A 21,199-nucleotide genomic window follows, 5' to 3' on the forward strand; every position below is an offset into this window, starting at 1 on the left:
TTTTTATATTTGCTACTTATTGCAAGCCAAAAATACAGCACAGGTCCTTTCCCGTTACTTAAGAAAAACTTAAGAAATCTACTGCTTCTTTATTAAGAATTCGCTACTATACTTGAAATGTTCCAGGCTGCCTGGGAACAAATGCATTTTTTAAGGGGAAGGTAAAATGAAACCAATAATAACCGCGGAGCGAATACATATACTCGACCTCATCCGTGGCTTTGCCTTGATCGGGCTTCCATTCGTGAATGTGCTGATGCTTTGGCGTAACGTCAATCTAACCGGGGCGCAAGCGGATATTTGGATTCAGCGTTTCTTATATATTTTCGTTGAAGGGCGTTTTTATGCCATTTTTTCATTGCTGTTTGGAGTGGGATTTTGGATTTTTCTTTCAAGAGCCGAGGAGAAAGACGATCGTCCGTATGTCCTGTTTATACGGCGTATGGTGATTTTGCTGGGAGCCGGTTTGCTGCACAGTTTAATAAATCCAGGTGAGGCCCTAGCGGTTTATGCAATTTTCGGCCTGCTTGTTCTTTTATTTTACAGGGCTCCTAAACAAGTCAACGTGATCTTAGGGATAGTCGGTATAGTGGCAGGCAGTGTATTAACAGTGAAGGTGCTTTTACCGCTTCCTCTCATCGTGTTGGGATTGGCGTTAGGGCAGTATCAGGTCTTCCCGAAAATTGCGAAATATAAAAAAATCTGGATTGCGGCAGCAGCTGTTTCATTTTTCGCAATCGGTGTCCTGACGTTCTTTCTTTGGCAGAAGGCGCCTGATGCCGGCTTGTATTCCTATGTGAAGGGGGGCTGCCTATGATCTGACTGATATGCAGGCCGAATCCAACCGTGCTTTTTATGATTTCGCTGATCGGTCTATGATGGTGGCGCCGATTTACTCTATTTTCTACGTCAGTGTCTTGGTTCTGCTGGGACTTAAAGCAGGGAAATGGCTGTCACCGCTGCGTGCGTTTGGACGAATGGCGCTGACAAATTATATTGGCCAATCGATTATACTGGTGAGTCTGGCGTCGTTTATCCCGGTTGAGCCATTCGTTTCCTATAAGACAGCAGCCATTGTATGTTTCCTGACAGTGGGCGTGCAGATCCTCTTCTCCTCACTGTGGCTTCGTTTTTTCCGTTATGGTCCGCTGGAATGGCTATGGCGCTGCGGGACTTACGGAAATTGGGTTCCGATCAGGAAGAACAACGGAGAAGGACTTGATACGGCGGGCTTGTAAGAAAAGGTCTTTGAGGCAATCGTCCTCACTGGCCTTTTTTTGCGTATTCTTAGAACAACACGGCGGATGAAACCTTTTATTGGCTGCTGCGTATGGTAACTGAGCCATCAAACTGAAGGAGGAAAAAAACATGCGATATAGAGCAGGAGAGCGCAGGATTGTCTGTCCGTGCTGCCAGAACGATACATTCGACTTGGACTACCGGCAGCTGAACACGAAGGCAGCGACACTTTTCAATTTCGACTGGGCGAACAAGGAAGCCGCCATCCTCGTCTGTCAGAAGTGCACCCATATTTCGTGGTTCATGCGGGAGCCGGAAGCCGACCGGCGAACGAATACGGAATTACGCGGAGAAGCGTGACTAGAAGACATAATCATCAAAAAATATCAGAATCTGCCTGAGTTCATCCGGGAGAAAGGCTGGGATGACCAGGCGATCGGATGGCAAATCGAGGAAATTTATGAGACGATGGCGGATGATCGGTATGTGCTGTTCGACGAAGCGGACGAAGGAAGAGAAGCCCTCGTGGTTTCATTTGAAGATGCGGAGAATGCTGTTACGTGAACTTCGCTGATACTGGTGGATCGGGAGCTCTATGAGGTGATCGGTTATATGCCGGGCGAGCGACAGCCATAACTGTTAAGGAGGAGGGAAAGCGTGAGGAATTTGAAACATTCTGTACTGCTGGTTGTTTTTCTGGCGGCTTTTTTGGCCGCTTGCGGTAAAGAGGAGGAAGAAGGAGTGGAAAAAGTAATGGAGCCGGAGATGCTTTCTACTACGTTCCTGCAAGGAGATTACGAGAAAGTCTACAGCCAGATGAGCAAAGCGTTCCGGAATGAAGTGTCGCTGAATCAGCTGCAAAAGCTGGGCGATGATTTCAATCAGGGTGTGACAGAATACATCTTGCAGTCCGAACTTCCGTTAGATGGTGGAAAGCGCTATGTATGGACAGATGAAACCGGCACAAAAGGGATAACAGCGGTATTTGACGAAAAAGAAATCATCCAGGGGCTGCAGATTATGCCGCTCGAGACACATCAAAAAGAGGACAATCAATATACAAAAACTGTATTTAATTTTCCTTTTCATGATCAGTGGTATGTGTTCTGGGGAGGCACGAACAGCCTCGTAAACTACCATTACGAATATGAAAACCAGCGCTACGCCTATGATTACGTGAAGATGAAGAACGGCAGCACGTACGAGGGCGATCCAACCATGAATGAAAGCTACCATGCATTCGGCGAGGACTATCTCGCACCGGCTGATGGCACGGTGGTGAAAGTCGAAAATGACGTGAAAGATAACGAACCGGTCGGCGATATGAACACGGAGCAGCCACTCGGGAATCATGTTATTCTGGACCATGGCAATAAAGAATTCAGTTACCTGGCCCACTTTAAAAGTCAGTCGATTACAGTGGAAGAAGGGGACAAGGTCAAACAGGGCGACCCGCTGGGACTGGTCGGTAATTCCGGAAATTCCAGCGAACCGCATATCCATTTCCATGTAGCCGACTCTGCGAAGCCCAAGACTTCGGAGAGCATGAACATTACCTTTGATAGGGAAGATCCCATTATCCAGGGAGATTTTGTGGAGTGATGCCAGCGATTGTTGAAAAACAATCAGGGGGTTTACCGTCATGATTGATGAATCCATATAGTGATCTTATAGAAAAGACTGGTCATACGCGATTGCACTTTTTTGTTTTCTGCAAAATTCATATATATGTACCGCAGGGTAAGAAGAAAGGAAAAAATCAGTATAATAAAGGAAGAGCCGCAGGTGTATAGAGTGGGAGATTACTCATTTGTCCGAGGCGATTGATAAAAAGAAGGCGCAAATAAAGGCTCTTCACCAAAACATGTGCTTGATAACCTGTCACGTGCATGTTGGCAGTGTGTGGATTTACTATGTGCGGATTTCGTTTCTCGACTTTGTAGGAATTTTAATTGAAGTGTAAGTTTGCAGTGTAAACCCGCTTCGGCGCTGGGGGATTGCCTTACGCGATGAGCCTACTGGCGAAGAACGTGCCAGCAGTCTCACAGCCACGGCCGACACCGCAGTTGCGCCTTCGCTGGTGTTGGAGAAAGTACAATGTCTGATTTTTTTGCAGAGTATGAATTGGCTTGTCTTGTTCCGCATCTCGAGTTTGGAAATGCATCGTTCACATGAATCTAAGCCTTTGCAGGACGATAAGTATTGCATGAAAAAACTTACCCATTGTAATAGCCTCAAATAGTGTGCTCATACTGCCTGCTCACACAAAAAGTCTTGAAACACCAGCCAGTGTATCTTCGTTCCAGGCAACCTAAGTACGCCGACAGGTGCCTTAATTTCTGCGAAGGACACAGAAATACGGCAAAGCGAACCCTACGCTGTTCGCTTGGCAACGGTTGCATGACTGACTTCGTGTGAGCCCGCGGCTAAAAACTCTCTGGGAGGATCAGCCCGACAGGTGAGACAACTTGCGGGAGCGAAGCGAAAATAGCGTGCAGAAGGAACTCTGTATTGCCTTAATTTCTGCACAGAGCGCAGAAATACGGCCAAGCGAACCCTTCGCTGTTCGCTTGGCTCACCGTGGGCCCGCAAGACACGCGTCCGCCTGGAACGCAGGGAAGTGGTATCTTTCCACTCTCATCCTATATTACACAATCACTAGTCCAATCTCAAACTGCTCATGAAATAGACTGTCAAGCACACATTTTGGTGCAGACACAAATAAATGTTGAAAAATATAAAGAGGAGGTAAATGTTTTGAATATAAGTTTACTATTATTTGTCTCATCAATTAATCAAGAACCTACAGAAGAAAATACTCACACATTAGTGAAAATATTTGAATCTGACTTTCGCCCTCAAGTAGGAGATATAATTGACGATCCTGGTTTTGATTCAGGCTTCCATAATGGATACGAGGTGGTAAAAGTTACAATAAATTATACTTCAAATGAGTGCCTTGTTTCACTGGCACCGTTAGCAATTGAAGTTGAAAAACTTCGTGTTGAAGATTATATAAAAAAGCTTAAAACACACGGATGGAGTATTCAGTCTAGGTAGCACTTATGGAGGCAGCTATGAGGAAATTAATCGAGAACTATAAAGGGTTACTGCTTTTCATGTTTTTTTATTGGATTGTCTGTTTTATCATGTTATATAAGGAATCAAATTTCCTTTATTTCATGCTGCCTTGGAATACCTTTTTAGCGCTATTGCCTTTGGTTTTTATTATGAAAGCAGAAATGGCGATCAGGCAGAGGAAGGTTGGTTGGCCAGCTTTTTGGATCATTCTCTGGTTGTTCTTCTTTCCCAATTCAGTTTATGTGATAACTGACTTCATTCACATAACAAACGATAAATTCTTGTGGCTTGTAGAAGTTGAGCTCTATTCTGAGGAGTCAAGAGTTGCTTATAGTCATGACATTATGCTGTGGTCAAAGTTGTTTGTCATTGGAGCAGGCTTCTTTTTTGCTCTATTGGCGGGGCTTGAATCCGTTTATATTTTAGAACGGATAAGCAGAAAAAAGTTATCAGCGTGGATCTCCTCGGCAGGACTGATCGTGCTTGCCTTACTTACAGGTTTGGGTGTATACATTGGAAGGTTTTTGCGCTTCAATAGCTGGGATATTCTTGCTGACCCGATTCAGCTAGTTAAACAAGTGATTGGGATGGATGCGTTTGCCCTGCAATTCATAGCTGTTTTTGCGTGCTTTGTCTTTGGCAGCTATTTGCTCTATAGGACTATTAGAAAAAATGCCCATTAAACAAACTGCCTTTGATTAACATTAATTTTCGATATTTAAAGTAGCAGGAAGTTTAGCCCTATTACAATGAAAATTAAAATGCTTACACCGCCACTAATTTTTCATTTTCAATAAATACTTCAATCAAATAGGCGCATGCTATCCTTGGGAAGTGAAAATAGGCAAAGGAGGATTAGCAATGGTCAAACATTATCCGAAACCGAATGATCCGGCTGATGATAAAGAAAGATTGAACAAAACAATCAGCAATATGGAAGCGGCAGAAGAAGCAATGGAGTTCGCAGAAGGGAAAGAACGAGCCAGTATCAAAGAAAAGAACGAACGAAGAGCGGAGAGTATTGAGGATTTGAAAAATGAAATCCAAGAAGAAGATAAATCGAGGATTAATGGTTATATATAACACTGCAGAATCTAGTCTGTGCGTGAAACTTTCGAGTTTTTTGCACAGGCTTTTTATAGGCAAAAAACAAGCATTTTTCCCACCGCGCTGTATACAATATATAATAGTACTGAGTTTCATATGAAAAGGGAGAGTTTATTGTGAATCGAATTCGATCTATAGAGGCATGGCGGGCGCTTTTGGATAAATCTGATGAACAGCCATTTCTGTTATTCAAATTAAGCATGACAAGTTTTGCAAGTATTGCAGCTAAAAAAGAAATACAGAAGCTTCAGACGGAATTGCCGATTTATGTTGTGATTGTTCAAATAAGCAAGAAAGTCTCCAATGCGATTGAATCGGATTTAGGTGTTAAGCATGAAACCCCACAGTTGCTGATCTTAAAAGATAAAAGAGGAATTTGGCAAGCAACACATTATCAGATTAAAGAATCGATAGTGAAGGATGCCATTGTGACCTACGTTTAATCCATCAATAAATAATTCGGTGGGCCGATAATAGAAAATGATTGGATGGTGTACAAGCACATGGGAGGCTGGTTTCCTAGAATATATGATCTGGTGATGAAGCCTTTGGAACTAACGCGTTTCAAGCAGGTACGTACGGAATTAGTGAGGTCAGCAAGAGGGAATGTGTTGGAGATTGGATCAGGAACCGGTGTCAATTTTCCTTTCTATCGCCATGCTGAAAAAGTAACTGCTGTGGAACCAAATCCCTTGATGACCAAACGGGCTGTCAAGCGAATGAAAAACACAAGCGTGCCAGTCGAATTATACGAAACAACTGCTGAATCATTACCGTTTGCCGATAATACATTTGATACAGTTATCGCAACACTTGTATTTTGCACGATTCCAGATCCAGCGAAAGCATTAGCGGAAATTCGCCGCGTCAGTAAACCGGGAGCTGAGATTTTGTTTTTTGAGCATGTACAAATGAAACAGCCCGTTCTAAGAAAAGCACAGGATTTTCTTAATCCACTTTGGAAAAGAGTATGCGATGGTTGTAATCTTAATCGCAATACCTTATTGCTTATTCAACAATCTGGAATAGAGGTAAAATCTATAGAATCTTTTTATGCGACATTGTTTTTGTCTATTAATAGTGTGAATACCAAGCGCTAACTGATTTCTCTTAGTGATTACATAGCTTTACATAGCAATAACCAAGGACTGTAAGGGTACCTATTATTTCACTCTTGAATCGCTCAGTTCCATACAGACCAATGCTGACATAGCGGAAATGACGGATACAATACTTCAGAATGATTCAAATAGTGATTGAGTATTCTGTTTCTCAAAAAAGCCAGTGCCGATACGTTGTCGGCACTGGCTATCTTCAATTAAATCGAAGCTTCATAAATGGATTTTACTGCTTTGCCTAGCTTACTGTTAAATTCTTCTTCTGATTGATCTGCATTCAGGTCCTGGCTCAATGCGCGTGAGAAACTTGCGATAAGTCCATCGTTTTCTTTTAGCTTTTCATTCGCAATATCTGTTGAATAGCCTCCTGAAAGGGCAACTGCACGAACGACGCGAGGATGATCGATCAATTCTTTATACAAGTTTGTTTCTGTTGGAATCGTTAATTTCAACATGACGTTTTCGTGATCCTGAAGCTGATCTAAATGCTTATGGATTTCCGTTTTCAGTAATGACTCACATGCTTTTTTATCAGCACTGTGAATATCCACTTCCGGTTCAATAATGGGAATTAGACCCGCAGCAAGAATTTGCTTGCCAGCTTCAAATTGCTGATCAACAACAGCTTTGATACCAGCTTCATTCGGCTCTTTAATGACAGAACGCATTTTAGTACCGAAAATATGGCGTTCATTCGCTCGCTTCAATAAGTCCTCCAAATCAGTGATCGGCTTCATTAGTTGAACGCCATTTTCTTCTTCCGCAAGACCTTTATCGATTTTCAGGAAAGGTACGATGCCTTTTTTGTTTGCCAGGTAATCTGCAGTATACATACCTTGTATTTCACGATCCATTGTCTGTTCGAATAAAATAGCACCGAGAATATGTTCCGCGTCAAAAGCGGGGGATGTGATGATTCGTGTCCGCATGTCATGTACTAATGTGAACATTTCGTCTTCACTTGAGTAGCTATCCTCATTCACTCCGTAGGCTGCCAATGCTTTTGGTGTACTGCCGCCACTCTGATCCAATGCTGCAATGAAACCTTTACCATTCTTAATTTTTTCAAATTGTTTTTCATCCATTTCGCTCACTCCTCATGAATAGTACTTCTTTTATGTTAACATGAAACAGATTTTTTATAAAAAGAAAGGTAATAGAAATTGCTGACTGTTATAGACACATTAATCAGCAATGTCCAGGGTCAGCACGTAATAGATGCAGGCCTGCTTCTATCTTTCACAGAAAAAGGGAAAGAGCACTTGGGAATATTAGGTTTTTAACATGAAATAAGGGGGGTGAGCCGCTTCATGAGGAACGACTGAAAGAATCCTATTATTATATCCAGCGCACTCTTGAATAAGTGCCGACACAAATATATTATCGAAAAAATAACTAGAAAAAGGACTCGTTTGAGTCCTTTTTAGAGCTTCCTTTAACCAGTGTATTATCAAGATGAAGGATAAAACTCAATCAGTATTTCTTGCTTTCTGTGTATCCCGAACATTTTTCTGAACAGTGATTGCGGCAAAAATACTTAGAACAAAAGCCATTCCGTAAAAACCTTTCTCACTTAAAATAATACTTCCTGCATTGAACAAACCGATGGCCATTAATAAGATAGATGTAAGCAGTGCAAACCAGCTGAGTCCATAATAAATATTGGTTACAGGGATTCCCTCCTCTTTATCCCGAACTGCTTTCTGTAAAGAGACAGCTGAATAGAGTCCGAATATTAAAATGGCAAAGTAATAGCCTTTCTCATTCAGTTCCATTGCTGCATTATACAAACCTAAAAGATAAGCAGCCACTCCGATGATCAGCGCTGCATATGAAGCACCTTTAAAAGCGGAAGTAGGTTCGCCGTCCCTTCGCTGTGTTTTCAATTTCGAATCATTTTGCTTGTTCTTATTAATCAAATCTTCATTATCATTCATCACTAAGCATGTCACTCCCTTTCGATTATCATAAGCTAAACCAGGTTCTGCTAGCAACGACTTTTCAAAAAATTCTACTATTTGACCCAAAGGAACCACTCGCAGCAACGTGCCAAGATTAGTCTCATAATCTTGGCACGTTTATTTATTGTTGTTGTGCAAATTCTTCTTTTAACGTTTCCAATAAGAGATCGGGCTTCATAGGTCTATAAAAATAATATCCTTGCACAAAATCGCAATGTGCTTTTCGCAGCCAAACGACTTCTTCTTTCTCCTCCACACCTTCCATGACTACCCGCAGATTCAAGTTATGGCCAAGTTGGATGATGGAGCGGACGATTGCTTCCTGTCCAGCATTGCCGAGAAGATCGTCCAGAAACGATTTATCAATTTTCAGTACGTGGATCGGCAGTTCTTTTAATTGACTGAAAGAAGAATAGCCTGTGCCGAAATCATCCAATGAAATTTGGATTCCGGCCTCAGCAATTTCTGTTAATATCGACTGAGTTTCATAGGCAAGTGAAGCTGATTCGGTAATTTCCAATTCAAGATATCTGGGATCCATCCGCGTCTCATCAATTATTCGCATGAGGTGTTCGACAAAGTCTTCTCTCGTTAATTGTAGAGGGGAGATATTGACAGCAATGATCGGCGGTTCCTGCATTTCTTCAGCCCACTCATTCCATTGTATGCAAGCTTCACGCAGTACCCACTCGCCGATTGCATGAATCATGCCTTTTCCCTCAGCGATAGGAATGAAATCTACTGGAGATACAAATCCATAGATCGGATGAACCCAACGCAGTAAAGCCTCCGCACCGACTATTCTATTGCTGTCCAACGAAACTTTGGGCTGATAGAGCAAATGAAATTGATTTTGCTCCAGCGCAGTCGATAACGCTTCCTCCAGTTGAAGACGGCGTTTATGCTGGTCTTTAATTGCGACATTGAAAGCAGTGGCTTGATTTTTTCCACTACGTTTTGATTCGGACATGGCTAAGTCTGCAAATTGCAGAAGCTCATGTATAGAATCTGCCTCTCCCGGAAATTTGCAGTAGCCTGCACTCAAAGTAGTTTCTATAGACACTTCTTCAAATATGAACGGACAGCGGGTTACTTCGATACATTGTGCAGCAATTGATTGAAGATTTTTCACTTGTTCGCCAGTAACCAGCATAACGAATTCATCGCCGCCGGTTCTGGCCAGAAAGTTACCATCATTCGCAAATTCCTTCAACTTTTTTGAAATGTACTGAAGGGTGGCATCTCCGGCTGGAAGTCCAAGTGTATCATTAATGAATTTCAATCTGTCTGCATTAAATAAAATACATCCGATTTCATTTCCAGCCTGCAGCCAATCTTGCAAAATTGCATCGAGCTGGTAGCGGTTTGGCAGATTTGTAAGCTGATCATGGTAGGCCAAATGCTCAATGCGGCGTTTGGAATGAATGGATTCCGTTATATCACGGATCATCCATAGAGAATTATTCATGGATTCAATCTTCACAGAATGTCTTTTTGCTTCCACAATGCTGTTTTTCATTTCCAAATGGAATTCTTCTCCGCTCTCGACATCTTCAGTCAGCAGCAAATGATAGTCATGCAATTTAGAAAATTTCTGCAGTATACCCGCCTGATTCATCAAAAGATAAAACGCTGGATTTGCATGAAGAATACGGTTTGTTCTATCTGTCAGAATGATACCTTCTGCTGCAGCGTCAAGAATGGTATTTTGAACAATTGCCTGCTTTCTAAAAAAACGATCAAAGATAATAGAGAAGAAAAATAAAGTAAAGATCAGCAGGGTGACAACCGCGACAACCCATGCGAGTACGTTCGCGTCGATACCAGATTCAAATGTTCTTTTATTTCCGGTACTTTCTGTAAATTGAGAAGCCGCCATACCGGTGTAATGCATGCCTGCAATCGCAACAGCCATAAAGAGAGATGCTGAAACCTTTACTCTCCAGGACATTTCATTTTTTGCATAGGGAGAGAGAAAGCCAAGCCACAAGGCAGCCAGGGAAGCTGAAATAGCAATGACAGCCGAAACCAGCACAAGCGGTATATTGTAGGAGATTACTAACGGCCGAATAGCTTCTGTACCTATATAATGCATCGACACAATTCCAAGCCCCATCAAGATGCCCGCTGACCAATAATTCATTCGATTTCCGATGTTGCGGGAAATTAGAAAATAGCCTAAAATACAAGCAATCGCAGAAACCACGACCGAAAGTACAACTAATGACGTATTATAATATACAGGGATAGTAAAATCGTGAGCGAGCATTGCAATAAAATGCATGGACCAAATACCAATCCCCAGTGTTGCGCCGCCGGAAAGCAGCCAGATCAGCTTGTCTGTACCGGAGGAAAAAATGACTCTCCTGGCTAAGTCGATAGAAGCGTAGGCTGAAATTGCAGCAATTATATAGGAGAGCATCATTAAATAAGGATTATGTTGAAAAAACATGATGAAAAAAGAATGGTCCAACTGTACACCTCTTCTTTTTATTTTTATCTATTATATCGGCCGAAAAGTAATATTTAATAGGTTGTATGCAGAAAAACGAAAAGTTAGATATTGGTATTGAAAGTAAACGGGCTCAGTCTATTTGATTGGAGAGAATTAGAATGAAGACAAAACCAATTTACGTTGAGATTCCAATTCATGTACCCATTCAGCAGGTATGGGATGCTTCGCAGAATCCGGAAATGCACGCCCAATGGGATTTGCGATTTTCTACGATCAGCTATCTGCCGAAAAAGGAGGAAGAACCGCAGCTGTTTACCTATACACGCAATGTAGGCCCTTTTTTAACGGTAGAAGGGTGGGGGAAGAGCAGCGGTTCTCTACAATTAGCAAATGGTTCGCGCAGTTCCTCTCTTCATTTTGGGACAGATCAGAAAATTTCTCCTATCCGTGAAGGACGCGGCTTTTGGAAATATGAACCGATTGAAAATGGAACGAAATTTTTGACGCAATATGACTATACATCGAGTTTCGGTAAAGCAGGGAATTTGTTTGATTTATTTTTCAGGCCGATGATCGGATACGCAACTGCACTTAGCTTTGACGTGTTGAAAAGGTGGCTGGAGAAAGGGGAAACACCCGCTTCTCAATATTTGCGCTATTTCTCTATGCAGCTTCTCATTCTATTTTTCTCGTTTATTTGGATTTATCAAGGGCTTGTACCAAAGCTCATCGCGATGCATCCTCAGGAAAAGTCAATGGTCGCAGGCGGACTGTCAATAACAGATGAGCAAGCTTTGAAAGTTGTCTTTGCAATCGGAGCGGCTGAAATAGTATTCGGCTTCATTTGGCTTTTTTACCGCAATAAACGGCATCTTTTGCTGTTGCAGATTATCGTATTTCCTCTACTGACATTCGCGGCATTGATCGCTTCTCCTGAAACTGCAATCCATCCATTTAATCCGGTAACATTTAATTTGTCGTTGATTTTGATTACGGCAATCGGTCTGCTGGTTAGCCGGGATATTCCGACTGCTGCATCTTGTAAAAGAAAGAAGTGATGGTAGATGTCCATTTATCGTAAAGTATTGCAGGAAGATTTTTTCTGTCTTCATCCTATGCTTCAGAAAAGATATGATTGTAAGGATAGTGCTGCCTTCAGAGCAACCGGGAAAATGAAACGTATTAAAGGCGGACCTAAATGGCTCTATCCACTTTTTAAATTAGGTGTGAGATGGAAGTTGGTTTTTCCGGAAAGCGGACAAGATATACCATTTACAATCATTAATTCTGCTTTTGTCAATTCAAAAGGAGAACAGCAGATCCACTGGGAACGCAAGTTTAATTTTCCAGAGAATACACGTTATTTCAACGCTTTAATGAGTTTGGATGAGCAGCGAATGGTAGTCAAGGATTATTTAGGTGAACCTCCGCTGCTTTACTCAGATTTGAAATTTTCCGTATTAGATAGTGGCTCTCTGAAAATCAATTCATTGGATCAGCGTCTTGTTCTCGGAAAATTTGAAATCCCTTTGCCGCTATTACTTCAGGGCTTAGCTGTCATCAATGAAAGCTATGATGAAGAGTATGCTGTCTATCGAATAAGTGTTGAGGTGAAAAATCAGCTCATTGGAACAGTGTTTTCTTACGAAGGGGTGTTTACTGCAGATGCGTAATTTTGTCTTGCTGCATGTCTCACTGTTTGTTATTACTGTTCTCTTCAGCATGGTGCTTTGGCCGTATTTGTTGTTGACTGCTGCGCAGCTTTTGTATATCCCTATACTTTTAAAGTTGGTTTGTAAAGAGCAGGGCTGGTTTTGGAAAGTGTATCCTTATTTTGCGATTCCCGCTTATGTATCGGTGATGGTTGAACAAATTGCTTCGCCCGATTGGGGATGGCTGCTAGCAGCAATCTATCTTCTGTTCACTGTGTTTGTCGCAGGTTATGGTTTATATAGATTTTTACATAGAGGGTTTACCAATGTGGAGGAGTTTTCAATTGATATGGGGCTCATCTATCTGGCGATGGGAGGCAGCTGGTATTTTGCTTTCATTGCCGGTATCGATCTCGGATTCAGCCCGCTTCTTACATGGCTGACGGCCATACATTTTCATTATTCGGCGTTTATTCTGCCGATTTTCGTCGGATTGATCGGCCGTCTGTATTCTTCTCGTCACTATAGAAGTGCGGCTGTGTTGCTGCTTGTTGCTCCAATGGCGGTGGCGGTCGGGATCACATTTTCTAGGTGGATTGAAGTCATTTCTGTATTGTTTTATTTTTACGGGCTGGGTGTGATGATTTGGATTACGTGGCGTCTGTTTTTTTTACAGCCATTACAAAAGTGGTTTGTGAGAATTTCTCTTACTGCACTTGCGGTGACCATTTCGTTTTCCATGCTTTACGTACTGAGTAATGGATTTGGACTATTTTCTACGACGATTGATTTTATGCTGCGTTTTCATGGGATACTGAACTGCATTGTCTTCGCATTAGTAGGCCTCATCGGCTGGATGCTCGCTGTCCCGCCATCTCGGTTTCAGCCTCCGACGTTTCCGGTCAGCAAGATACGGGGCAGGCAGTCAGCAGATCAAATCGGGGAGATCGGAGAAATTCGAGGGCTATCGGATGATTTGCGTACATATGGTGTGATACCTTCTGCGAACATTATTGATTTCTATGAAAATACAGTGAATTATCGTTTGAAAGCAACAGTTCACTGGCATACCTGGTTCAAACCGTTTGCCTATTGTTATTCATTTATCAGCAGGAGGACGCAGCAAATCAATCTGCCATTTCATAATAGGGAGATAGAGATGACAGGTGATATATTTACGGTGCATGAAGGATTGGACGGCAGGGAACATGTCCGGATCTGGGAAAGGAAAATAGGGAAGGAAACAGTTTTTACAGCCCTTTATTCTCAGCATCATTCCAATGAAAAGTGGTATATGAATATTGCTCTGCCTTTGCCGTTTACGACGATGACAGGTGTGCTGGAACTGCATGACGCAAAAGGTGCGCTGCAGCTTACAAGCCAACGGACAGATGGTGATTCGGATGCAGGTGTTTATTTATCCATCGGTAAAGACGGGCTGTTTAAGCTGCCGTTGCAGGAGAACTTTTTAATTACAGAGAACGGGGAAGAAGGTTTACAGGCAGAGCATACGATGTGGATTTTTTCTCTGCCGTTTTTGACTATTAACTATCGGATAGAGAAATATTGATATAAGAAAAAGTGGCTGTTCGGCAATTGATGTAAAGAGCAGCCGCTTTTTTATATTCTCTTTTCCCCTTGCTAATGAAAAGAGTAAGAGTTATTATAGTATTCAGAACATACCAACTGGTTAGTATAGAGAGCAGGAGGAGAAATTATATGAAAACAAACGATGTAAAACGTATTACAGTAGTCGGTGCAGGACAGATGGGACACCAAATTGCAATGCTTTGTGCGTTAGGAGGATATCAAACCACATTGCAGGATATCAATCAAGAGGCATTGCAGAAAGCAGAAAGTAATTTAGAACGTCTGATGAGTGATTGGGTGAAAAAAGGAAAACTTGAGGAGTCAGCGAAAGAGAAAGCATTTTCGTTGCTGACTTATACGCAACAATTAGAAGAAGCAGCAAAAGATGCTGATCTTGTAATAGAGGCGATTGTCGAGGTGCTTGAAGTAAAACAGGAGTTGTTCAAGAAACTGGATAGAATTACTCCTTCCCACACGATTTTGGCTACCAACAGCTCGACGATTATGAACTCATTGATTGCAAGTGTGACAGAACGCCCAGAGAACGTATGCAATATGCATTTCTTTTTTCCGCCGCTTGTAATGGACAGTGTGGAAGTCGTGATGAGTGAAGAAACTTCTGAAGAGACAGCCGAGACGGTAATGGAAGTTTGTCGGAAGATCAACCGGACAGCCATCCTGCTGAGAAAAGAAATTCCCGGTTTTGTGGCAAATCGTATACTCGGGGCCATTCATCGCGAAGCAACATTCTTGTATGAAGAAGGAATTGCAAGTTTCGAGGATATTGATTTGATCGTGAAAAAATCACTTGGCCATAAGCTTGGGCCATTCGAATTGATCGATTTGTCCGGCGCAGATGTCGTCTATGCAGCCATGACTCATCAATATGAGGAAAGTGGGGATGAGAGAGAACGGCCGCCTGCCTGTATAAAAGAGAAAGTTGATAAAGGGGAACTTGGCAGGAAAACCGGTGTTGGATTTTATGACTGTCGGCAGGAAGCGGTGAAATGACGCGATCATCAAGTGGAATAGAAACTGAAGAATTTTACATTGACTAGTTAATGAATAAAGGGGAGAATTCTATGCAGAAAACAGTGCGACCTTATTGGCCATCCACGGTACCCGAAAAATTAACCTATCGTCTTGGAGAGATTCCACTCCATGAATATGTGAAGCACAACGCGCAGGAGCAGTCAGAAAAAACAGCCTTTCAGTTTTACGGCAATGCGATCAGCTGGAAAGAGCTCGATGATCAAATAGACCGACTGGCTCAGTTCTTTGTTACTCAAAATTTCGTTAAGGGAGAACGCATTGCGCTGTTTATGCAAAATTGCCCACAATATCTTATCGGCCATTACGCGATTCAGCGAATGGGTGGTATCGTAGTCCCTTTAAATCCGATGTATCGGGAAGCAGAGCTGGTTTATTTGATTCAGGAGGCAGATATTACAGGGATGATTGCTGGACAGGAAATTTACAGCCGCATTGAAAAGATAGTGGATGAGGTGCCGGGTCTGCGTTGTAAAATTACGACGAACTATATCGATTATGTTCCTGCGCAGCCTGACCTGCCATTTCCGCAAGAATACAATCTGCCGAAAGAACGCGCTGATGGAACGTTTGATTTTATTTCCATCATTCAGGAGAATGAACCGCTTGCGAGTTATCCGGCGACGAATCTTTGGGAAGATGTGGCTCTGCTGGTCTTCACATCCGGTACGACGGGCAGGCCAAAAGGTGCCATGCTTACTCATGGAAATGCTTTATACAAAACTGCCGCCGCTGTTGCAGGTAATGAAATGATGCAAGAGGAGATATTGCTGTCGATTGCGCCGCTCAGTCATATCGCTGGTATGCTGATGGGAGTAAATATTCCTGTTTACCATGCATGCGAGACGATATTAATGACAAGATTTGATCCAGCAGCAACCGTCTTGGCGATTGAAAAATATAGAGTAACCACTTGGTACAGCATTGCGATCATGAACGGGGCCATCATGCAACTGCCAGGTGTAGAAAAACGGGATTTTTCCTCCTTGAAGAAAAATCTGTCGACCAGTTTTGGTCTGCAAGTGACAAAAGAGCTGGCGGATAAGTGGAAAGTCGTGACAAATGGCTGTCCAATGTACGAAGCCGCTTATGGATTGAGTGAAACCCATACTGGAGATACATTTATGCCGCAGGAGAACTTCAAGTATGGTAGCTGCGGAATCGCAGTCAATGAAACGGAAATTAAAATTATCGACCAGGCTACTGGAGAAGAGATGCCTGCAGGAAAAGAAGGTGAAGTGATCATAAGGGGACCTGGTGTTTTTACAGGTTATCTCAACAGGCCGGAAGCAACGGAAGAAACATTGCGAGAAGGATGGCTGCACACGGGTGACTTCGGGAAATTGGATGAAGAAGGATATTTATATTATTTGGGGCGCATTAAAGAGCTCATCAAGTGTTCTGGCTACAGCGTTTTCCCTGATGATGTGGAAGCTTTGCTCAGCAATCATTCTGCAGTCTCGCAGTCAGTTGCAATAGGTGTACCGGACACAAAAAGAGGAGAAAATGTGAAAGCATTCATTATATTGAAACAGGAATTTAAAGGTAAAATCGAACCCCAAGAAATAATTGACTGGGCTAAAGAAAATATGGCTGCCTATAAATATCCACGAGAAGTGGAATTTATCGAGGAACTGCCAACCACAAGCTCAGGAAAAATCTTACGAAGGCTGCTGAAAGAGGAAGGTGATCGGCAATGACGCAAAAACCAGTTGAAAACGAAGTGCGTCAGTCTGTTGAAGATCTGAAACGAAGAAAACAACAGGCTTTGAACAGCGGAGGGGTAGATAAGCTGGAAATGCAGCGGCAGGCAGGACGCTATACTGCAAGAGAGCGTGTCGATCTGCTTGTTGACGAAGGCACATTCATGGAATTAGGCATGCTGAATCATTCCGATCAAATGGGGTCTGAAGGTAAAAGTGCAGGCGACGGGTTGATCGGCGGCTTAGGGAAAATTAATGGCCGGCATGCGGTGATTCAAGCCGGGGATCAAACGGTTTTCGCAGGGACGGAAGGGACGGTTCATCTCCGAAAGTCTAAAGCGTTGATGGAGTATGCGATTAAGCGCGGTCTGCCTATGTTCAATTTGAATGAAGGCGGCGGACTGAGGATGCCGGACGGGATGGGCTCAGACGGAATCAGCACCAAGCTATTTCCTCAAGAACTTCTTACGCTTGGCCGTGAAGTCCCGATGATAACAGGAATCTTAGGAGATAGTTTTGGAGGCCCTACATGGATTGCGGTATCATCCGATTTTGTGACGCAAGTAAAAGGAACGTGTCTAGCGGTTGCAGGTCCGCGTATGTTGGAAATTGCCAATGGGCAGACCGTTTCTAAGGAAGAACTTGGCGGAACGGAAGTACATACCCGCCAAACTGGTCAAACAGATGCGGCAGCTGAGTCCGCGGATGAATGCATCGAGCAGATGAAGAGATTTTTCGGGTATATGCCTTCAAACAGTTCCGAACTGCCACCGCTTAAAGAAACAGAAGACAGTCCAGAACGTATGGCAGATCGTGTGCTGTCCATTCTTCCGCAGCTGTCGAACCGGGTCTATGACATGAAGCAAATCATTCAGGATCTAGTGGATGATGGAGAATATATGGAATATAAGGCAGGCTATGGGCAGGCGCTGATTACCGTTCTGGCGCATATGAATGGTCGAGCTGTTGGCATCATAGCCAATCAGCCGAATAAATTTGCCGGGGCTGCAGGTCCCGATGAATGCGAGAAGGCAACCGATTTCATTTGCCTCTGTGATTCTTTCCATATTCCTCTCATATTCCTGCATGATACGCCCGGATTCCGAATCAGTACACAAGCTGAAAAAGAAAAAATTCCAACGAAGATCATGGTGTGGAATCAAGCGCTGGCACAATCAACTGTGCCTAAAATTTCTGTTATCATACGAAAGAGTATCGGGGCAGCCTACGGTAATATGTGCGGTCCGACGATGGGTGCGGATTTTGTGGTGGCGTGGCCGACAGCAGAGATTAACTTCACGGGTCCGGAAGTCGGAATCAATGTGGTCTATGGCAGACAGTTGGAAAAAGCAGATGATCCGAAAGAAGAGAGAAAAAAGCTGCTGGAGAATTGGGCATTTGACAGTTCGCCTTATAAAGCAGCGGCGAGTCATTATCTCGATGATGTTATTGATCCGAAGGACACTCGAAAATTCATCTGTCAGTCATTGGACTTTGCCTGTGCGAAAAACGGCGGCAGGAGCGAGCGGCGTTTAGCGAATTGGCCAACTGGTTTTTAAAGCGAAAATAAAAATGGTGTGTATGCAAGTAATGGGTTCGGTTGATAGAGAGAAAATCATCAGTAGCAAGTCAAATAACAATTGATTAAACATATGTTTTATCCAAGATTTACGGTAGAAAAAGCAAGAAACAACGCACAGATTATTACGTCTGTACGTTGTTTTACATACCATGTTTCCTATTATAAATTAGCTTCGTACCCGAATCTGGTATATTGTATAAAACTCGTTGATTTGCGCTCCAGACGGCACGCGTTCCGATAGGCGTGCGGTGAACAACAGCCCTCGCTTCGCTCGCTGGGTGTTTCACTTGTTCCGCTGATCCTCCCGGAATCGGCCGTCTTCCGCTCCAAACAACTATGCGTCTACTCTAAACTTATTCATTAACTGCGCCCTTTTGTTGAAAGGTATCACAATGTTGTGTTGAACTCCACGTTATTCTTTTCCACTAAACTCTAAAATATTTAAACCCTCGGATGCTTCTGGTACTTCAAAAAAGTTAGTGACATGGGTAAACACTGCTTCCGTATCAAAATTTGCTCTTTCGGGTTGTTCATTACGCCTTTGTGCAATTTGACGTAAGCATTGCTCGTTAGTTAGATTAAGGAAAATTAGTTGATGGCTTGCATTGACATCTGACACCATATCCAAAAACCACTTTCGCTGCTTTTGAGTGTTAGCTGGAATATCCATCACTACGTCTGTACCAACGCTTAATATATTTTGTACATGCTTTCTCACCAGCGGCTTAATCTGCGCTGAAAATTTCAGATAGTCATCAAATGATTCGATTTGATTAGGATAAAGAGATGAAAGCCATTCGTCCTCAGATAATAGTACCGCATGTTTATCTATTGCCATTTGTTTTGATTTAGTTGATTTTCCTGCGCCCATTTTTCCACAGAAGAAGTATAGCGTCCCCAGTTGTTTCATATTTTTTACACCTCCAAGTTTTATTAGTGGATGTTGCTCTACCTTGTAAAACATGTTATTCAACAATCTGCCTTCATTTGGTTGAACAAGCCGTCCTCTTATCGCCTATTTTGCATAAAGCGCCTTTTCTCTTTCAATATTCTTTTCAAGGTAAATATTTCAGCTACCAATTAACAAGCGTTTCCACAACATAATTAGCAAGGGTCATAAATTTATGTGCGAATTGCTTCCCCATGGGCTATACTTTTAACGTTTTCTCCCCATGTGCTGAAACCATTAGTATACATGGAGCATATAGTAACTTTTTTTACCTACTCCGATTCAGAAACAACTGCAAACCTTTCATTATGATGTTTGGGATATTCCACTTCATCCATCAGAGCAACTGCAAAGTCGGCGTAGCTTGTGTAGGATTCCCCCGTCGAATTGGTCAGCACAACGTCGGTGCCTGTTTCATATTTCCCAGTTCGTTCTCCTTCTGCATCAAATAAACCGGAAGGGCTGATATATACCCAATTTACATCATCTGTATTCTCCAAGTCCTCTAAGTTTTTCTGCATCTGCAGAGCCGTATCCATGAACTGCTGCGGGAAGCCCGCTGTTTCATGAATGCGTTCATCGCGTTTTTCGTCAGAGAACAGACTGCCGCCGCTGCCCACGACAACTAGCCGCGTATTCGGCAAGCCACTTAATTCACGAATTAAGACCTCACCCGATGTCGTATGTAAATATTCCTCGCCAAATTTGGCATTAAAAGCATTGACCAGGACATCGAAACTGTCCAAGTCATCTGTTTTCAAATCAAAGATATCTTTTTGGATGATCGTTACGTTGTCATTTTGCAATTTCTCCGGGTTTCTCACAATGGCCGTTACTTCATGACCGCGTTCCAGCGCTTCGTTCATGATGAGACTTCCCGCTTTTCCGTTTGCTCCAATAATTCCTATTTTCATCATCGATTCCTCCTTGGATGATCTTGTCATGTATTCCGCAACTGAGGACAGGGGTTTTTGTTTTCAAGAACAGGTTGGTATCTATTAGGATAAAGTGTGAGAGAGGAGAAGTCTAATATAATGGAAGTGAATAAGCGATATGCTGGAAAAGGTCTCTGAGTATCTGTCTACATGAGGAGAAGAGATCAACAAGAATTTTTAAGCGGCGGAAAAATATTCCGCCACTTTTTTACGTCTTCCGATTTGCCGGGGGGCCGATTATAGTGGAAGGCTGTATATTTTCCGTTGCGTCTTTCCATAACTCTTCATTCAGTCCGTAACTGTAGGCGAAGACATCAGCCGGCGTGGCGGTTAAAATATCAGAACCTAATACGACTTCAGGTATATCTGCATTAAAAATGCCTTGCAGATGGGTGTCTTCAGCGTGGGCGATTTGGTAATGCCACCATCCTTGCGGGATATTTACTGCCTGCCCGGATGTAATTCGATAGTGCTGAAACTTTTTTGTCTGCAAATTCATCATAGAAATCGTAGCGGAACCAGATACGCAATAGGTCAGTTCTGAAGCATTCGGATGGTAATGAGGTTCGATGATGCGGTCTTTGCTGAGGAAGATGTCCAGCATAGATGTATTTTGTAGCGTATTTATTTGTTGTGTGCTCAGAATATTGATGAAATTTTGGTCGTCTTTCTTGAAAAATGGACTTTTATTTACATCCGCCGCATATTGGGCGTCTGTTCCGTGTTGTTGATTGGAAGATATCAGTTTACTCAACCCTTCTTTCATATAATTGATTA

21 protein-coding genes are annotated in these 21,199 nt (G+C 42.7%); 15 read left to right on the forward strand and 6 right to left on the reverse strand.

Translation table 11 applies throughout. The features are described 5' to 3' along the window. Positions 1-166 precede the first annotated feature (166 nt). From GDZ68_RS08745 to GDZ68_RS08785, 9 genes are all read left to right on the forward strand, one after another. Complete coding sequence (locus GDZ68_RS08745; protein ID WP_153721896.1) at positions 167-817, forward strand: DUF418 domain-containing protein; 651 nt, start codon at positions 167-169, stop codon at positions 815-817. Between the two features lie 10 nt (positions 818-827). Beyond that, positions 828-1,238 carry a DUF418 domain-containing protein gene (locus GDZ68_RS08750; RefSeq protein ID WP_153721897.1) on the forward strand — a complete coding sequence of 137 codons (411 nt, stop codon included), beginning with the start codon at positions 828-830 and terminating at the stop codon, positions 1,236-1,238. A 130-nt stretch (positions 1,239-1,368) separates the two neighbouring features. Beyond that, entirely contained in the window at positions 1,369-1,599 is a 231-nt protein-coding gene (locus tag GDZ68_RS08755; protein WP_153721898.1) for a hypothetical protein, read from the forward strand. Between the two features lie 297 nt (positions 1,600-1,896). After that, positions 1,897-2,841 (forward strand): M23 family metallopeptidase, encoded by a 945-nt coding sequence (locus tag GDZ68_RS08760; RefSeq protein WP_228551055.1) that lies wholly within the window; start codon positions 1,897-1,899, stop codon positions 2,839-2,841. A gap of 1,155 nt (positions 2,842-3,996) precedes the next feature. Further along, positions 3,997-4,299 (forward strand): hypothetical protein, encoded by a 303-nt coding sequence (locus GDZ68_RS08765; protein WP_153721899.1) that lies wholly within the window; start codon positions 3,997-3,999, stop codon positions 4,297-4,299. Positions 4,300-4,316: 17 nt separating this feature from the next. Then, positions 4,317-5,003: a DUF1361 domain-containing protein gene (locus GDZ68_RS08770; RefSeq protein ID WP_194841108.1), complete on the forward strand. Its 687-nt coding sequence runs from the start codon at positions 4,317-4,319 to the stop codon at positions 5,001-5,003. Between the two features lie 178 nt (positions 5,004-5,181). Beyond that, complete coding sequence (locus GDZ68_RS08775; protein ID WP_153721901.1) at positions 5,182-5,403, forward strand: small, acid-soluble spore protein tlp; 222 nt, start codon at positions 5,182-5,184, stop codon at positions 5,401-5,403. Positions 5,404-5,543: 140 nt separating this feature from the next. Beyond that, a complete protein-coding gene (locus GDZ68_RS08780) occupies positions 5,544-5,870 on the forward strand; it encodes a monothiol bacilliredoxin BrxC family protein (RefSeq protein WP_153721902.1) in 327 nt (108 codons plus the stop codon). A gap of 96 nt (positions 5,871-5,966) precedes the next feature. Further along, the gene (locus GDZ68_RS08785; RefSeq protein WP_330583161.1) at positions 5,967-6,527 is read left to right on the forward strand and encodes a class I SAM-dependent methyltransferase; all 561 of its coding nucleotides are present in this window, start codon (positions 5,967-5,969) and stop codon (positions 6,525-6,527) included. A gap of 218 nt (positions 6,528-6,745) precedes the next feature. On the opposite strand, the gene GDZ68_RS08790 is transcribed toward GDZ68_RS08785, so the two are convergent. The 3 genes from GDZ68_RS08790 to GDZ68_RS08800 form a co-directional block, all read right to left on the reverse strand. Beyond that, the gene (locus GDZ68_RS08790) at positions 6,746-7,630 is read right to left on the reverse strand and encodes a fructose bisphosphate aldolase (protein ID WP_153721904.1); all 885 of its coding nucleotides are present in this window, start codon (positions 7,628-7,630) and stop codon (positions 6,746-6,748) included. Positions 7,631-8,014: 384 nt separating this feature from the next. Continuing rightward, positions 8,015-8,482, reverse strand: a complete 468-nt coding sequence (gene yiaA / locus GDZ68_RS08795; RefSeq protein ID WP_408020118.1) for an inner membrane protein YiaA — start codon at positions 8,480-8,482, stop codon at positions 8,015-8,017. Positions 8,483-8,627: 145 nt separating this feature from the next. After that, complete coding sequence (locus tag GDZ68_RS08800; RefSeq protein WP_153721906.1) at positions 8,628-10,979, reverse strand: EAL domain-containing protein; 2,352 nt, start codon at positions 10,977-10,979, stop codon at positions 8,628-8,630. A gap of 140 nt (positions 10,980-11,119) precedes the next feature. Here GDZ68_RS08800 and GDZ68_RS08805 point away from each other — a divergent pair, with 140 nt between their 5' ends. From GDZ68_RS08805 to GDZ68_RS08830, 6 genes are all read left to right on the forward strand, one after another. Next, positions 11,120-12,019 carry a DoxX-like family protein gene (locus tag GDZ68_RS08805; protein WP_153721907.1) on the forward strand — a complete coding sequence of 300 codons (900 nt, stop codon included), beginning with the start codon at positions 11,120-11,122 and terminating at the stop codon, positions 12,017-12,019. A 6-nt stretch (positions 12,020-12,025) separates the two neighbouring features. Then, complete coding sequence (locus tag GDZ68_RS08810) at positions 12,026-12,634, forward strand: DUF4166 domain-containing protein (protein ID WP_153721908.1); 609 nt, start codon at positions 12,026-12,028, stop codon at positions 12,632-12,634. Then, the gene (locus GDZ68_RS08815; protein WP_153721909.1) at positions 12,627-14,183 is read left to right on the forward strand and encodes a YndJ family protein; all 1,557 of its coding nucleotides are present in this window, start codon (positions 12,627-12,629) and stop codon (positions 14,181-14,183) included. Before GDZ68_RS08810 ends, GDZ68_RS08815 begins: the two co-directional genes overlap by 8 nt. A 149-nt stretch (positions 14,184-14,332) precedes the next feature. After that, a complete protein-coding gene (locus GDZ68_RS08820; RefSeq protein ID WP_153721910.1) occupies positions 14,333-15,214 on the forward strand; it encodes a 3-hydroxyacyl-CoA dehydrogenase family protein in 882 nt (293 codons plus the stop codon). A gap of 71 nt (positions 15,215-15,285) precedes the next feature. Then, on the forward strand, positions 15,286-16,953 hold the full coding sequence (locus GDZ68_RS08825) for an AMP-binding protein (RefSeq protein WP_153721911.1): 1,668 nt from the start codon (positions 15,286-15,288) through the stop codon (positions 16,951-16,953). Then, positions 16,950-18,515, forward strand: a complete 1,566-nt coding sequence (locus GDZ68_RS08830; protein WP_153721912.1) for an acyl-CoA carboxylase subunit beta — start codon at positions 16,950-16,952, stop codon at positions 18,513-18,515. The genes GDZ68_RS08825 and GDZ68_RS08830 overlap by 4 nt, the downstream gene beginning before the upstream one ends. 435 nt (positions 18,516-18,950) lie before the next feature. On the opposite strand, the gene GDZ68_RS08835 is transcribed toward GDZ68_RS08830, so the two are convergent. From GDZ68_RS08835 to GDZ68_RS08845, 3 genes are all read right to left on the reverse strand, one after another. Next, positions 18,951-19,448: an AAA family ATPase gene (locus tag GDZ68_RS08835; RefSeq protein ID WP_153721913.1), complete on the reverse strand. Its 498-nt coding sequence runs from the start codon at positions 19,446-19,448 to the stop codon at positions 18,951-18,953. A gap of 311 nt (positions 19,449-19,759) precedes the next feature. Then, positions 19,760-20,401 (reverse strand): NAD(P)-dependent oxidoreductase, encoded by a 642-nt coding sequence (locus tag GDZ68_RS08840; protein WP_153721943.1) that lies wholly within the window; start codon positions 20,399-20,401, stop codon positions 19,760-19,762. 229 nt (positions 20,402-20,630) lie between these two features. Beyond that, positions 20,631-21,176, reverse strand: coding sequence for a cupin domain-containing protein (locus GDZ68_RS08845; RefSeq protein WP_228551056.1), 546 nt, complete (start codon positions 21,174-21,176; stop codon positions 20,631-20,633). Positions 21,177-21,199: the final 23 nt, after the last annotated feature.

The sequence above is a fragment of the Sporosarcina cascadiensis genome (assembly GCF_009650995.1).
Classification (GTDB): domain Bacteria; phylum Bacillota; class Bacilli; order Bacillales_A; family Planococcaceae; genus Sporosarcina; species Sporosarcina cascadiensis.